Source organism: Pseudoalteromonas sp. Ps84H-4, assembly GCF_024124645.1.
GTDB lineage: Bacteria > Pseudomonadota > Gammaproteobacteria > Enterobacterales > Alteromonadaceae > Pseudoalteromonas > Pseudoalteromonas lipolytica_C.
Map to the genome: position 1 here is coordinate 1 of NZ_JAMXSK010000044.1, position 13,993 is coordinate 13,993.

The following is a 13,993-nucleotide window of genomic DNA, read 5'->3' on the forward strand; positions in this document are numbered from 1 at the left end:
AGTAAAGCTAGAAAGAGTAAAGCTAGAAAGAGTAAAGCTAGAAAGAGTAAAGCTAGAAAGAGTAAAGCTAGAAAGAGTAAAGCTAGAAAGAGTAAAGCTAGAAAGAGTAAAGCTAGAAAGAGTAAAGAGTGGTGGAGGGAGCTGGATTCGAACCAGCGAAGGCTGAGCCGTCAGATTTACAGTCTGATCCCTTTGGCCGCTCGGGAACCCCTCCACACAGATTTTACTATTGCATTTGGCCACACTACCAGAAGGAAGTGGTGGAGGGAGCTGGATTCGAACCAGCGAAGGCTGAGCCGTCAGATTTACAGTCTGATCCCTTTGGCCGCTCGGGAACCCCTCCAATGCAACGGCGCTGATAATAGCAAACTGGTTATTTAAGTAAAGAAAAAAACTAAAGAAAATTGGATTAATGCCGATAACTGATTAATCTGGAATCTATTTGGCTAAAGTCTATGCAAGTTGATGGTTTGTTGCTCAATGAGAGTCAACTCGATAATCGTCTTAATAAAAGTGTTCATGAACATCGCTCTGGTGAGTTTGCATTATTATTAGCAATGCTCTCACATGACGCACTTGATTTTAGTCAATTTCATCTACCTAAAACAGAAATAAGTAATCCTCACGTTTCAGAAGAGGTGCTTAGAGCCCAGTTAGGGGCAGGTCCTAAGCAATCATTAGCACCAGAGCAATTTGATATGTTGATTGGTCAAGATAATGCTCTTCGATTACTTCAAGGTGGTCTTTCAGACATTCGCTTACGTCATTGTTTAGCACCTGAGCCATTGCATGTTCGAGATGATAAAAATCACATTCCACTAGAAGTGATAGACAATTGTGAGCCCGCAGTAAGAAAACGCTACCTTGATAAAAATCAACCAACTGAGCGTGCCCAAATTGACGCTGCAGCTTTTTACGATAGTTTAACAGAAGATGCTATTCATCAACCTTTGCATTTAATTTCAGCCTAATTGATTAACTACATTGTCACATAAATAAATTAATCTACACTTTAATAAGTAAATTCAAGCAACATAAGAAAAAATACAGCTAATTTTTTATGGCCTTGTTATACTGTGTGCCTATGGCTTAGCGCCATTGTCATTGAACCAAGCTATTAGGACTATAATGAAGAAGACATTCACGCTTAACCACGAGAAGATTAAGTACCCTCGCATGGTTGATGCAGCCAAACACGAAGTAAAAAAATATTTGAAACGTGAGCGTAATAAAACACTCCCAGCTGGTGCTGATTATTGGGCATTTGACTGTAAGTTTGGTGAATCAGCGGATGAAGCCGAAGTTGTTCACGTAGCAGAGATTAATAAATGTATTAGTGATATTGAAGCCAAAGGCTTAACATCGTTTTATGTTGAGATCTTAGCGCGCCCTGCACAGCGTCAACACCAAGAATTTGATGAAGAGTAATTTATACACGGAATCAAAAAATGGGCCTTTTTAGGCCCATTTTTACTTTAAGATAACTATCTATCGAGCAAATGGATCGGCGTTAATCTTTTCTATATACCAATTACCTTTTTTGCGGATCATTTTTACACTGCGCATATCATCCACTTTTTTACCGTTGAAGTAACCCGTAAAGATTAAATTAATATTAGCCTTATCACCGTACTGTTCACGTAAACTCATATTGGTCATATCAACTTCAATTACAACTTCGTCGTATTGCATGTTAATTAGGTTACGAGCGAATTGGTTTGCGGTGCCATAAGACTTCATAATGCGAGCCATTTTTGGAGTTGCGTATTCCATGGCTTGATTTAAATCGTTTTGGTTATACAGTGCATCAAAATAAAGCGTGGCTGTGTTGCCTGGGGTATTTTTTTCGCCCTGAGGTGACTCTTCAGAGCCACAACCCAACATTAAGCAACTACTCAATAGAGCAAAAATTAAGAGTACGTTTTTCATTATGCTTTGATTTGCTAGATTAAATAATTTTAAGTGTGTGACTAAATGACTGAGATGTAAAGTTAACTTAGTAAAATTGTGGGATTTATTTTTGCTTGGTAATAAAAAAGGATGCCTTGGCATCCTTTCTTAAATTAACTGCACTCGTTATTGAACTAACTCTTTTTCACTGAATTCTTCAGCAAATAATGGGCTAGATAAGTAACGCTCAGTAGCACTTGGTAAAATAACAACGATGTTTTTACCCGCATTTTCAGGTTTTTCAGCAAGGCGTTTTGCAGCAACCACTGCAGCACCAGACGAAATACCTACTAAAATACCTTCGTTTTTCATAAGCTCGTGAGCCATTGCAATTGCATCTTCATTTGATACTTGCTCAGCGGCATCAACAACTTCTAAATCAAGGTTGCCTGGGATGAAGCCAGCACCGATACCTTGGATTTTATGAGGACCCGGTTTAATTTCTTCACCAGCTAAGGTTTGGCTAATAACTGGAGAATTAGTTGGCTCAACAGCAACAGATTGCACGTTTAGGCCTTTCTCGAGTTTTAAATAACGGCTAACACCGGTAATAGTACCACCCGTACCAACACCTGCTACGAAGATGTCGATTTTACCGTCCATTGCTTCATAGATTTCAGGACCCGTTGTTTCAAAGTGAATTTTTGGGTTAGCTGGGTTTTCGAATTGTTGTAAAAGAATGTATTTTCCAGGCTCGCTTGCTTGAATTTCTTTTGCTTTTTCAATCGCGCCATTCATACCTTTAGCGCCATCAGTTAAAACTAGGTTAGCACCTAACGCTTTTAATAGTTTACGACGCTCTAGGCTCATCGTATTAGGCATAGTCAGGGTTAATTTATAGCCACGAGAAGCTGCTACAAACGCAAGTGCAATACCTGTGTTGCCAGAAGTCGGCTCGATTAACTCTTTGTCTTTGGTTAATACGCCTGACTTTTCTGCTTCCCAGATCATTGAAGCGCCAATACGGCATTTAACACTAAAGCTTGGGTTACGTGATTCTACTTTAGCAAAAACATTACCTGAGGTTACGCGGTTAAGCTTTACAATCGGTGTATTACCAATTGTTAATGAATTATCTTCAAAAATGTTAGACATAGTGTTCCCTTGGAAGCAATTTATTCAATCGTGATCAACTAGCTTAGGCTATTGATCTGTAATAGTCACACTTTACTGTTACTATTAAAAAACGAAAGTAAAGTTTGGCTATAACATATAGCGAATAGGCTTATAGCATTTAGTAATAAGGTGAGAAAAGAAGGGCGCGCACCGAAAGGTGCGCTAATGGAGTGTTAAAGTAACCAAGCGTAGCTAAATTTAGCAAATAACGTACGCTGCTCTTTAGTTATCGATGAAAGTTCATCATCTTGATAGCCATTATCAGAGTAACCTGCAAAGAATACTGTTTGCGGGTTCAGTTTGTAAGAATACAATAACTGGGTGGCTAACTTTTTATATTGGCTATCTACATCATCAATGTAATTAGCTTGATTACGTTCTAAATCGGTGTAAATGACTGCAAGGCGTAAAAAGCTATTCACGTTAAACTGATAAGTTAACCGCACATCACTTAAATTTGCGGTAAATACTTCGCTACCATCAGCTTCCAGTTGCTCATAAGTATGACGTAAACGTACTTCAAAATGTTTACCAAGATTCATATTCAGTACCGGGCGTATATGAAACTTATCACCAGTGCGGTTATTGGCTAAGTCAACGGCATTACCTGTATACATATATAAAGAAGCAAAGACCCCAGCGGTTGGTTTAAAATCACTGTAAAAGCCAACGCCATTTTCGCTAAATAAATCTGTGTTGCCGTCTATATCTAAACGTGATTTATCGTGTCGAAGACCTGTACGGTTTCGGTGTTCAACAGAGACTTCAAAAAAGCTTTGTAACGGGCCGCTGACAGAAAAGCTGGTTTGTGCTTCTTTTTCAAGAAGTTCATTATTTTCGTTGTGGGTAATATCCCAATCGGCATACAGGTTAGCGCGGTTCCACCAATTACCTTTATCACCATACCAGCGGTATTCGCCACCTGTAGTGAACTTTTTAAAATCAACTTGCGAGATAAAACCTAAGTCAGCTCTCAAATCAGCATCGCGATAATTATAGTCAGCAAATGCACGCCAGTACTTCTCATCATGTTGATACTTAACATAGTAGCCAGTACCCGATTGTTGTTCTTTACTTAAAACACGAAGTACACCTTCGTTATAGTCGCAATCACTATTTAATTCACAAATTACTTGCTCAGGTTGTAAACAGTTATCACCATCACATAACTCGTCAATAAAATCCTGACTGTATTGCGTTTGTGACTTTAATACTTGAACTAGGAAAACATCGTTCACTGTTGGTTTGTATTTACTATCAATACTATAAACCGTGTTTTTATAATCATCACTTTGTCTGTGAGTTGCTGTTGAACCAAGTGATAACCCTGATTCAAAGTCGTATCGGTATCGCAGAGCACCGTTTTCACTTTTCTCGTCAAGGGCGACAAGAGATGAACCTAAATTGCCCGGGATCAACACATTGGTTTGCGTATCATTGGCAATAAAACCGGCAAATGTATGGCCATTTTTGCTACCTGTGATCTTGGTTCCATAATCTGGTTGGGCAATATTACGGGTATGAATAAGGTTAAGTGTTGATGCAAAGTAGTCAGCGTTATCTAAAAAGAAGGCACGCTTTTCTGGGAAGAACAAGCTGAAATTATTATTCACACTCAATTGAGCAACATCCGCTTCAACCTGTGAAAAGTCAGGGTTAATCGTCGCATTTAAGGTAATATCTGGGGTGATCCCCCATTTAACATCCAGGCTGGCTTCAGTATTATTCTCTGACTCCCAATCAGCCACTTGTGCGCCATCGATATCACGAGTCTCATTTTTGCCAAGCACCACAGATGGAATAATCGCTACGTTATTGCCTTGCTTTGCTTGTTCAAAACCTTGGTAACTTGGCATTTGGCAAATCCAACAATTGTTACCATGGTCAATTTGCATATTTGAGATACGCAAACGTTCACTACGCGGTAAAAATCGTAAAAACTCCATCGCCATCGTTTTGGTTGCTACGCTGTCGTCAAAATTCAATACGCGTAAGGGAATAGCCACTTCTACTGTGTAGCCTTTATCGTGAATAACACCAACACTATCCCAAATACCGTCCCATGATGAGCTTTCATGTTTAGTCAGTTCGTTTTCTATCGAGTCTTGTTGTACGCCAAGTGGGTTAATAAAAAACTGATAAGCTAATTGAGCATTATTGTATGAATCAATTTTCAGCCCCACTAAGTCATCATCCCATGCTGCATCACGGTCACGATAGAAAGCGCGAATTAGTTCTGGATTTGGGTCGTTTGCTTCAAAGCCAATAAATAACGTCTCGCCATCTTCATAGACATAGGCGTGTGTGGTCACTGGGCTTTTGCTGTTTTCATAAGGCCACGTGACATTATCAATCGTGATTTTTTTTGCGTGTTGCCAACTTGGTTCATTTAGCTTTCCGTCAATTATTGCTTTTTCTGCAACAAAAGGGAGGGTGATGGGTTGGCTGGTGGCCAAGGAAGTAAAAGGTGTGCTCAGTAGAGCGGCACTTAATATCGATTTATACATAAGAACTACACGGGTATTCAAAATTGCGAGCATGTTATTAACTTGCAACTTTGTTAACAAATGCAACGCGATAGGACGCATATATTTACGTTCAAATTAGATTCTGCGAAGCTGTGGTGGTAATTTGCGCAGTTAAACGTTAATTTGGCTGTTTTATAACAAAAGTAAACTAAAACGTGGTAAAAGGTTACCACCTAAAAATTGAAGTGATCGTTATGAATTTAATTCTAAAATTAATTGCTGGTATTGTTGCCGGTATTTTAGTGGGCTTGTATGTGCCGCTAACAGGTGTTGAACTCCTCTATACAGTAAAAGAAATAATAGGTCAGTTGATCACCTTTACCATTCCACTGATTATTTTATTTTTTATCGCATCTGGTATTGCTGGCTTACCAAAAGGTTCTGGCCACTTACTTGGCAAAACTGTCGGTTTTGCTTATGGGTCAACGATTATTGCTGGCACCTTAGCGTTTTTATTAGTTAGCGCCATGATCCCATTGTTTGATGGGGGCTTAACGTTTGAAGCTGAAGTAGCTACAGAAGTGGGCAGCTTTATTGATTTAGAAATTCCACCACTTATGAGCGTAATGACGGCGTTAGCTGCGGCTTTCATTTTTGGTATTGGTATGAGCCAAATGCAACTTGATATGTTGAAGAAAGTTTCTGATCAGGGTCGTGATGTAATTGATGGCTTATTAGCAAAGGTTATTATTCCAGCATTACCGTTTTATATTGCCGGTGTATTTGCAGAGATGACAGTCGCTGGCACTGTGGTAGATACGCTGCAAACATTTGGTATTGTATTACTTGCAGCATTGATCATGCATTGGTTATGGTTAACCGTTTTATATGTCTCAACGGGACTTTTATTAAAAAGAAACCCATTAGAGCTTGTAAAAAATATGCTACCCGCTTACTTTACTGCTTTAGGTACAATGTCGAGTGCTGCAACAATTCCTGTATCGCTGCGCTCAAGTAAAGCTAATAATGTAAAAGAAGATGTTGCAAATTTTACAGTGCCGTTATGTGCAACCATCCATTTATCGGGTTCAACAATTACCATTGTGACATGTGCAATGGCAGTGATGTTCTTATCACCGAATATGGATGTACCATCTTTATTTGGTATGTTGCCATTTATTATGATGTTAGGTGTTGTCATGATTGCAGCTCCTGGAGCGCCGGGTGGTGCGGTTATGTCGGCATTAGGACTATTAACAAGCATGCTTGGCTTCAATGAAGGCGCAGTGGCATTAATGATTGCACTTTATTTAGCACAGGATAGTTTTGGTACAGCTTGTAATGTTACAGGTGATGGTATTATTGCGCTTTGGGTTGATCGTTTTAGCGAGAAAAACGCCGCATAAAATGATGAGTGAAACAATAATTTGATTTATTGTTTCACTCATTCTGTGCTAATGTGGCACATTAAATTTACACAAGCATGTATTTGGGTTATTTGAGGGTGTTCCATTGATTAATGTACTTTTAGTTGATGACCATGAGCTTGTACGGACAGGTATCAGACGTATACTTGATGATGTTCGTGGTTTTAAAGTGGTTGGTGAAGCTAAAACCGGTGAAGAAGCGGTGCAATTTTGCCGTCAACATTCACCTGATATCGTGTTGATGGACATGAACATGCCAGGTATCGGTGGTTTAGAGGCAACTAAGAAAATCTGTCGTTATTGCCCTGATGTAAAAATTATCGTGCTGACGGTGCATTGTGAAGATCCATTCCCAAGCAAAGTGATGCAAATCGGAGCTCATGGTTATCTAACTAAAGGTGCCGGCTCTGATGAAATGGTTAACGCTATTCGTGCTGTAAATGCCGGCCAACGTTATATCGCGCCTGAAATTGCTCAGCAAATTGCCCTTGCACAGGTAAGCGGACGCACAGACGAAAATCCGTTTCAGAGTCTTTCTGAGCGTGAACTGCAAATTATGCTGATGATCACCAAAGGTGAAAAGGCACAAGACATAGCAGAGCGTTTGAACCTAAGTTCTAAAACAGTGAATAGCTATCGCTATCGCATGTTTGAAAAGCTAAATGTGGGTGGTGATGTTGAACTTACGCATTTAGCAATTCGTCACAAAATGATCGACATTGATAGTTCGCATTAATTTGCTCAATGTCTGATTTCGAACCAGCCCGTTTTCTTAAAACACTATCAAGTGAGCCCGGTGTCTACCGAATGCTTGATAGTGAAGGGCAAGTTATTTATGTCGGTAAGGCTAAAAATCTAAAAAAGCGCGTCACTAGTTACTTTCGCAGTAATGTAACTGATAGTAAAACACGTGTCTTAGTAAGCAATATTTGCGGTATCGAAGTCACCCTGACTAACACAGAGACCGAAGCCTTATTACTTGAAAACAACTTAATAAAAAAATATCAGCCGCGCTACAACATTTTACTGCGCGATGATAAATCATACCCTTATATTCTTTTAACTGATCACAAACACCCGCGACTCGCTTTTCATCGTGGTAGTCGTAAAATCAAAGGTGAGTATTTTGGTCCATTCCCAAGTGCAGGGGCGGTATCTGAAAGCCTGCGTTTAATGCAAAAAATCTTTCCGGTTCGCCAATGTGAAGATGCCTATTACCGAGCTCGGAGTCGTCCATGTTTACAATATCAGTTAAAACGTTGCTCAGCGCCGTGTGTTAATAAAATTACCGATGAAGAATATCAACAAGAAGTCGATTTTGTACGTAAGTTTTTACTAGGCAAATCTCATGAAGTTATTGCTGATTTAATTGCTAAAATGGAGCAAGCAAGCAAAGAGCTTAAATTTGAGCTCGCTGCAAAAGTACGCGACCAAATTATGTTACTTCGGAAAATGCAGGAACAGCAATCGATTTCCGGTAATCATGCCGAAATGGATGTGGTTGGCTTTGCGCATTTAAATGGTTTAAATGCGGTTCACTTATTAATGATCCGCGATCATAAGGTACTTGGTAGCAAAACCTATTTCCCTAAAGTGCCCAAAGACTCTGGGCAAGAAGAGATTTTAACTTCCTTTTTAGGCCAGTATTACTTAGCACCTGGTGCAACAGGGCGCATTGCCAAAGAAATCATATTACCGTTTACAATCGAAGAGAGTGAGCCTCTAAGCGATGCACTTACGGCAATTTCTGAGCGTAAAGTGAGTTTAAAAGTCGCTAATCGCGGTGAGCGAGCTCAGTATCTTAAGCTTGCTAATAAAAATGCCCTTAACAGCATTAGTGTTAAGCAAAGCACGCAGGACTCAATTAATAAACGCTACGCACAATTAAAAGAAACGTTACGCCTAGATGATATTAATCGCATGGAATGTTTTGATATCAGCCATACAATGGGTGAAAACACGGTTGCAAGTTGTGTGGTGTTTGATTCGCAAGGTCCAAATAATAAAGAGTATCGCCGTTTTAATGTTACTGGCATCACAGGTGGCGATGATTATGCCGCGATGGAATTTGCACTTAATAAACGCTACAACAAAGTAGTCGATGAAGAAAAAATTCCAGATGTCATCTTTATCGATGGGGGTAAAGGGCAATTATCTCGTGCTGAACAATATTTTGAAAACTGGCCACATAATAAAATGCCATTGCTGGTGGGTGTTGCAAAAGGCACAAGCCGAAAACCAGGTTTAGAAACGCTATTAATTGATGGTGGACGAAAAACAATACCACTTGATTCAGACGCGCCGGCACTGCATTTAATCCAACATATACGTGATGAGTCGCACCGTTTTGCTATTGCTGGGCATCGTAATAAACGTCAAAAACAACGCACGCAATCATTATTAGAAGAAATTACCGGTGTTGGACAAAAGCGCCGACAGGCATTATTAAAATATTTAGGGGGCATGCAAGGGGTAAAAGCTGCTAATATAGACCAATTAAAACAAGTTCCTGGGATCAGCCCTGAAATGGCTGAAAAGATATTTAATCATTTGCATGACAAGGCGTAGCCTTCGTGCGAATATAGTAAAAAAAGACATCTCCAAGTAGTTATGTGGAATATTCCAAACACACTCACAACCTTTAGACTTTTTCTTATCCCCATTTTTTTGGTGATATTTTATTTGCCTTTCTCATGGGCGTTTTTCGCAGCTGCGTTTGTTTTCTGGCTTGCGTCAATCACAGATATCCTTGATGGCTATCTTGCGCGTCGTTTAAATCAGTCAACGCCATTTGGTGCGTTTTTAGATCCTGTTGCTGACAAAGTAATGGTCTGTGCGGCACTTGTTGCTTTATCAAGCCATTATCAAAGTTTGTATATGACTATACCTGCATTAGTAATTATTAGCCGCGAAATCGTTATTTCTGCATTACGTGAATGGATGGCAGAGCAGGGTAAGCGTGACAATGTAGCTGTATCTAACATGGGTAAGTTTAAAACTGCGGCACAAATGCTAGCCATTATTGGTTTGATTTGGCAATTTGATACATGGATGATCTACTTAAGTTATGGTCTTTTATACGTTGCAACATTCTTAACGCTTAGTTCTATGCTGCAGTATTTAATGGCAGCATGGTCAGAATTGACCAAAAATTGATCCTAAGCGTATAATTACACACCGTTTTAGATAAAAAATAAGCAAACAGTTCAAAACTAGCATTTTTTATATTGACGCGTTTAATAATCTCTGTAGAATGCGTCCGTGTTGAGAGGGCATAGCCCCCAAGATAAAGAAAGCGGCACTAGCTCAGTTGGTAGAGCGCAACCTTGCCAAGGTTGAGGTCACGAGTTCGAGCCTCGTGTGCCGCTCCAATTATCTAATTTGGCGGAATGGCAGAGTGGCCATGCAGCGGATTGCAAATCCGTCCACCTCGGTTCGACTCCGGGTTCCGCCTCCATTCAACACTCCACGCGCTCTATGAGCAACCCGATGCCCGGGTGGTGGAATTGGTAGACACAAGGGATTTAAAATCCCTCGCTGGTAACAGCGTGCCGGTTCAAGTCCGGCCCCGGGCACCATTTTGTGGTTAACTACAATACCAAATGTAGTTTTAAAATTACGATTTAACTCTAGAGTTAATATGATGCGGCACTAGCTCAGTTGGTAGAGCGCAACCTTGCCAAGGTTGAGGTCACGAGTTCGAGCCTCGTGTGCCGCTCCATATTAGCTTTATCCACTTGCTTTAAATAGCAAACCCGATGCCCGGGTGGTGGAATTGGTAGACACAAGGGATTTAAAATCCCTCGCTGGTAACAGCGTGCCGGTTCAAGTCCGGCCCCGGGCACCATTTAAACTTAAATAGTTTATTGGATAAACAAACAAGTTTGCGGCACTAGCTCAGTTGCCAGAACGTTATCATCGCAACCTAAAGGTTGTGCACCAACGGACAAAACACTGACAGAAAAAAATTTGCGGCACTAGCTCAGTTGGTAGAGCGCAACCTTGCCAAGGTTGAGGTCACGAGTTCGAGCCTCGTGTGCCGCTCCAATTATTTGGAAGCGATAAGGCGGAATGGCAGAGTGGCCATGCAGCGGATTGCAAATCCGTCTACCTCGGTTCGACTCCGGGTTCCGCCTCCATATAATACTCCACATGCTCTTACGAGCGACCCGATGCCCGGGTGGTGGAATTGGTAGACACAAGGGATTTAAAATCCCTCGCTGGTAACAGCGTGCCGGTTCAAGTCCGGCCCCGGGCACCATTTATATTTAATACCACTTCTCTATTTCATTTATATTTCTTTTTATAATCTCAGCTAAATATTTTTTTATTGCCAAAATAGCTTTATAGTTTCCTTAGTCATTTTAAATCAGCTAACGCTTTTTCAGTTTTAAGTGCTACTGAACTCAATAAATAGGATCAAGGAAAGAGAATGGAGCAATTTAAACGTGGTTTAAATCAGTTTTGGGTGGGCGCCGTATTTGGGCTTTGTTTAGCAATCTCATTAGTACTAATACCTGTTGCGATTATTATGTCGAACATTAACGACGTACTTAAAATTCATGAAGTCAGTGTGCTTGTTGATAAAGTATCGACCGCATTTGAAAAATCAGAACAAGTCATCAGTAATGCTAAAGCGGCGCTAACCGACTTTGATAATGACGTGGTGATGGCTATGCTCACCGCCGTGCAATCTTATCAGCAACAATCGCAGCCATTATTAACTGCAGAGCAAAAACAAGCATTAAAAACGCAAATAAAAGAGCAGCTTGTTACACAGCTTGAATCCAAACTTAACGAACAGCAAATCACATTCATATTGTCTGTTTTTGAAAAATTAGCAAATACAAAAAAGGGAGCACAATCGCTCCCCAATTAAGTAATCACTTGGCTTGATTATTTGCGCCACGCGCCTTTAGGAATAGTTTGATCGAGCTTTTTGTTTAGCGAAGGATCGAAAGTAGGTAATTTACCTGCTTTACGTTGTGAGTTGTAATCCTTCGCAAGCCAAATAACGACACCTGAAAGCATAAATAAAGCGATGACGTTAACAATTGCCATTAACCCCATCGAAATATCGGCAAGCGTCCATACTAAAGGTAATTCGCCGAGCGCACCAAACATCACCATACCAAGTACTAATAATCGGAAGATCAACATGCCTGATGCATGGTTATGTTCTAAAAATAATAAATTGGTTTCCGCGTAAGAATAATTAGCAACAATCGAGGTAAATGCAAAAAACAAAATTGCAATCGCAACAAAGGTTGCTCCCCAGCTACCAACATGTTCTTCAAGGGCAGCTTGCGTCAATGCAATACCAGTCACACCTGAATCAGGTATAAGCTGTTGTGATAATAAAATAAGGGCTGCGGTTGCTGTACAAATAATAATTGTATCTACAAATACACCGAGCATTTGCACATAACCTTGTGAGGCAGGGTGAGGCGGGTTAGGTGTTGCCGTTGCAGCAGCATTTGCAGCGCTACCCATACCAGCTTCATTTGAGAATAAGCCACGTTTAATACCCTGGATCATCGCCTGCATAACACCATAACCAATTGCACCAGCGCCTGCTTGCTCGATACCAAAGGCACTATTAATAACATGCATGAACACATTTGGTAGTAAATCGTAGTTCATGGCACATACATAGAGTGCAACTAGCAAATAAGCCAGCGCCATAAATGGCACAACCATTTCTGCAAAACGTGAAATAGTTTTTAAGCCACCAAAAATGATTATGCCAGACCCTAATACCAAGGCGATTCCGACAACATAGTTTGGAATCCCAAACGCCACATCAAATGCAGCAGCAATAGAGTTTGATTGAACTGCATTAAATACCAAACCAAAAGCTAGAATAAGGCAAAGAGAGAAAATGACTCCCATCCAACGTTTACCTAACCCATATTCCATATAATAAGCAGGGCCACCACGAAAGTTGCCATCTTCATCGACCGTTTTATATGCTTGGGCAAGGGTACTTTCTGCAAAACTTGTCGCCATACCTATTAAAGCAATAAGCCACATCCAAAAAATTGCACCGGCACCGCCTAAATAAAGTGCAACGGCAACACCTGCCATATTACCCGTACCTACTCGCGCAGCTAAAGAAGTACAAAATGCTTGGAATGAAGAAATGCCATCGCCAGAACCTTGGCGGCTCTGAAACATCACTTTGATCATATGTGGGAATTGAGTGAATTGAATAAAACCGAGTCGAAGAGTGAAAAATAGCCCCGCAGCTATTAAAAGGTAAACCAGAATGTGACCCCAAAGGAGACCACTTATACTATTTATAATGTCTGTCATTTTTCTTGCCTTGTGAGCGAGTGGAAAATCTGCGGCGCAAGTTACCATAACAAGCGAGGAGAGTTTAGTTATTCTGCTAAAAAACATCAGTTATCCACAGGTGTTTGTGGGTAACCTGTTTGCGCTTGGTGGGTATCTGATTAATTTGAAAATATTCAAAAAAACCTTCAAAAAGTGCTTGCGTTAAAAATCCATCTCCCTATAATGCGCATCCACTGACACGGCGGGCAGCAATGAAAAGCGCTGAACAAACTGACAGAGAGTTAAGTAAAACTTCGGTTTAAAACGGTCTAAAAAGAAAGTTTAAAATTAAGTATTGACTCAAAAAATTAAGGATGTATTATACGCATCCCTCGAGACGCGAAAGCAACTCGAAACGTTCTTTAACAATATAAAGCAATCATCTGTGTGGGCACTCGTGCAGATTGAGTTCTAACAGCAGATTCTAGTTCGCTAGATGATGCAAACAAATTTAGAGTCTCAATTGAACTGAGTGACCAACGGAAACAAGTTTACTTGTTTCAGCACAGTCAATTCGATATCGAAAGATATCAAAATTCAGAATTCATTGAGCACGAAACTTCGGTTTCAAAAAACTTTTAATTGAAGAGTTTGATCATGGCTCAGATTGAACGCTGGCGGCAGGCCTAACACATGCAAGTCGAGCGGTAACAGAGAGTAGCTTGCTACTTTGCTGACGAGCGGCGGACGGGTGAG

At 40.5% G+C, this 13,993-nt stretch carries 11 protein-coding genes, 10 tRNA genes and 1 rRNA gene; 16 read left to right on the plus strand and 6 right to left on the minus strand.

Translation table 11 applies throughout. The features are described from left to right. Nucleotides 1–129 precede the first annotated feature (129 nt). A tRNA-Tyr gene (locus NH454_RS21310) sits at nucleotides 130–214 on the minus strand. Nucleotides 215–258: 44 nt separating this feature from the next. Next, nucleotides 259–343 (minus strand) — tRNA-Tyr (locus tag NH454_RS21315). Between the two features lie 112 nt (nucleotides 344–455). On the opposite strand from NH454_RS21315, the gene NH454_RS21320 reads away from it, so the two are divergent. Further along, entirely contained in the window at nucleotides 456–971 is a 516-nt protein-coding gene (locus NH454_RS21320) for a VC2046/SO_2500 family protein (RefSeq protein ID WP_138557482.1), read from the plus strand. Between the two features lie 157 nt (nucleotides 972–1,128). Next, on the plus strand, nucleotides 1,129–1,428 hold the full coding sequence (locus NH454_RS21325; RefSeq protein WP_135925308.1) for a DUF6172 family protein: 300 nt from the start codon (nucleotides 1,129–1,131) through the stop codon (nucleotides 1,426–1,428). A gap of 60 nt (nucleotides 1,429–1,488) precedes the next feature. Here NH454_RS21325 and NH454_RS21330 read toward each other — a convergent pair whose 3' ends face one another. The 3 genes from NH454_RS21330 to NH454_RS21340 all read right to left on the minus strand — a co-directional run bounded on the left by NH454_RS21330 (nucleotide 1,489) and on the right by NH454_RS21340 (nucleotide 5,573). After that, entirely contained in the window at nucleotides 1,489–1,884 is a 396-nt protein-coding gene (locus NH454_RS21330; RefSeq protein ID WP_235383619.1) for a hypothetical protein, read from the minus strand. A gap of 192 nt (nucleotides 1,885–2,076) precedes the next feature. Next, the gene (gene cysK, locus NH454_RS21335; protein WP_135925303.1) at nucleotides 2,077–3,045 is read right to left on the minus strand and encodes a cysteine synthase A; all 969 of its coding nucleotides are present in this window, start codon (nucleotides 3,043–3,045) and stop codon (nucleotides 2,077–2,079) included. Between the two features lie 194 nt (nucleotides 3,046–3,239). Further along, nucleotides 3,240–5,573, minus strand: a complete 2,334-nt coding sequence (locus tag NH454_RS21340) for a DUF5916 domain-containing protein (protein WP_253040189.1) — start codon at nucleotides 5,571–5,573, stop codon at nucleotides 3,240–3,242. Between the two features lie 215 nt (nucleotides 5,574–5,788). Between NH454_RS21340 and NH454_RS21345 the strand changes: the two genes are divergently transcribed. The 13 genes from NH454_RS21345 (at nucleotide 5,789) to NH454_RS21405 (ending at nucleotide 11,840) form a co-directional block, all read left to right on the plus strand. Next, entirely contained in the window at nucleotides 5,789–6,940 is a 1,152-nt protein-coding gene (locus NH454_RS21345; protein ID WP_135925298.1) for a dicarboxylate/amino acid:cation symporter, read from the plus strand. Between the two features lie 106 nt (nucleotides 6,941–7,046). Then, complete coding sequence (uvrY, locus tag NH454_RS21350; RefSeq protein ID WP_054553647.1) at nucleotides 7,047–7,697, plus strand: UvrY/SirA/GacA family response regulator transcription factor; 651 nt, start codon at nucleotides 7,047–7,049, stop codon at nucleotides 7,695–7,697. A gap of 8 nt (nucleotides 7,698–7,705) precedes the next feature. After that, complete coding sequence (gene uvrC, locus NH454_RS21355; protein ID WP_235383615.1) at nucleotides 7,706–9,529, plus strand: excinuclease ABC subunit UvrC; 1,824 nt, start codon at nucleotides 7,706–7,708, stop codon at nucleotides 9,527–9,529. Between the two features lie 42 nt (nucleotides 9,530–9,571). Then, nucleotides 9,572–10,117 carry a CDP-diacylglycerol--glycerol-3-phosphate 3-phosphatidyltransferase gene (gene pgsA, locus NH454_RS21360; RefSeq protein WP_062566986.1) on the plus strand — a complete coding sequence of 182 codons (546 nt, stop codon included), beginning with the start codon at nucleotides 9,572–9,574 and terminating at the stop codon, nucleotides 10,115–10,117. A 139-nt stretch (nucleotides 10,118–10,256) separates the two neighbouring features. Continuing rightward, nucleotides 10,257–10,332, plus strand: a tRNA-Gly gene (locus tag NH454_RS21365). Nucleotides 10,333–10,344: 12 nt separating this feature from the next. Then, nucleotides 10,345–10,418, plus strand: a tRNA-Cys gene (locus NH454_RS21370). A gap of 34 nt (nucleotides 10,419–10,452) precedes the next feature. After that, nucleotides 10,453–10,539 (plus strand) — tRNA-Leu (locus NH454_RS21375). Between the two features lie 67 nt (nucleotides 10,540–10,606). Further along, nucleotides 10,607–10,682 (plus strand) — tRNA-Gly (locus NH454_RS21380). A gap of 39 nt (nucleotides 10,683–10,721) precedes the next feature. Then, a tRNA-Leu gene (locus NH454_RS21385) sits at nucleotides 10,722–10,808 on the plus strand. A 124-nt stretch (nucleotides 10,809–10,932) separates the two neighbouring features. Then, nucleotides 10,933–11,008: transfer RNA gene (locus tag NH454_RS21390), tRNA-Gly, on the plus strand. An 18-nt stretch (nucleotides 11,009–11,026) separates the two neighbouring features. Then, a tRNA-Cys gene (locus tag NH454_RS21395) sits at nucleotides 11,027–11,100 on the plus strand. Nucleotides 11,101–11,135: 35 nt separating this feature from the next. Continuing rightward, nucleotides 11,136–11,222: transfer RNA gene (locus tag NH454_RS21400), tRNA-Leu, on the plus strand. Between the two features lie 171 nt (nucleotides 11,223–11,393). Beyond that, nucleotides 11,394–11,840: a hypothetical protein gene (locus tag NH454_RS21405; RefSeq protein ID WP_253040191.1), complete on the plus strand. Its 447-nt coding sequence runs from the start codon at nucleotides 11,394–11,396 to the stop codon at nucleotides 11,838–11,840. Between the two features lie 17 nt (nucleotides 11,841–11,857). Here the strand turns inward: NH454_RS21405 and NH454_RS21410 are convergent, their stop codons facing one another. Further along, nucleotides 11,858–13,276, minus strand: a complete 1,419-nt coding sequence (locus NH454_RS21410) for a sodium:alanine symporter family protein (protein WP_253040193.1) — start codon at nucleotides 13,274–13,276, stop codon at nucleotides 11,858–11,860. A gap of 600 nt (nucleotides 13,277–13,876) precedes the next feature. Here NH454_RS21410 and NH454_RS21415 point away from each other — a divergent pair. Continuing rightward, a 16S ribosomal RNA gene (locus tag NH454_RS21415) occupies nucleotides 13,877–13,993 on the plus strand; the annotation flags it as partial.

Bases quoted from the DNA above. Each gene is read 5' to 3' on its own strand.
- NH454_RS21410 (WP_253040193.1), bottom strand. From the start codon at position 13,276: ATGACAGACATTATAAATAGTATAAGTGGTCTCCTTTGGGGTCACATT.
- NH454_RS21325 (WP_135925308.1), top strand. From the start codon at position 1,129: ATGAAGAAGACATTCACGCTTAACCACGAGAAGATTAAGTACCCTCGC.
- NH454_RS21330 (WP_235383619.1), bottom strand. From the start codon at position 1,884: ATGTTGGGTTGTGGCTCTGAAGAGTCACCTCAGGGCGAAAAAAATACC.
- uvrC (WP_235383615.1), top strand. From the start codon at position 7,706: ATGTCTGATTTCGAACCAGCCCGTTTTCTTAAAACACTATCAAGTGAG.
- NH454_RS21405 (WP_253040191.1), top strand. From the start codon at position 11,394: ATGGAGCAATTTAAACGTGGTTTAAATCAGTTTTGGGTGGGCGCCGTA.
- NH454_RS21345 (WP_135925298.1), top strand. From the start codon at position 5,789: ATGAATTTAATTCTAAAATTAATTGCTGGTATTGTTGCCGGTATTTTA.
- NH454_RS21340 (WP_253040189.1), bottom strand. From the start codon at position 5,573: ATGTATAAATCGATATTAAGTGCCGCTCTACTGAGCACACCTTTTACT.
- NH454_RS21320 (WP_138557482.1), top strand. From the start codon at position 456: ATGCAAGTTGATGGTTTGTTGCTCAATGAGAGTCAACTCGATAATCGT.
- pgsA (WP_062566986.1), top strand. From the start codon at position 9,572: ATGTGGAATATTCCAAACACACTCACAACCTTTAGACTTTTTCTTATC.
- cysK (WP_135925303.1), bottom strand. From the start codon at position 3,045: ATGTCTAACATTTTTGAAGATAATTCATTAACAATTGGTAATACACCG.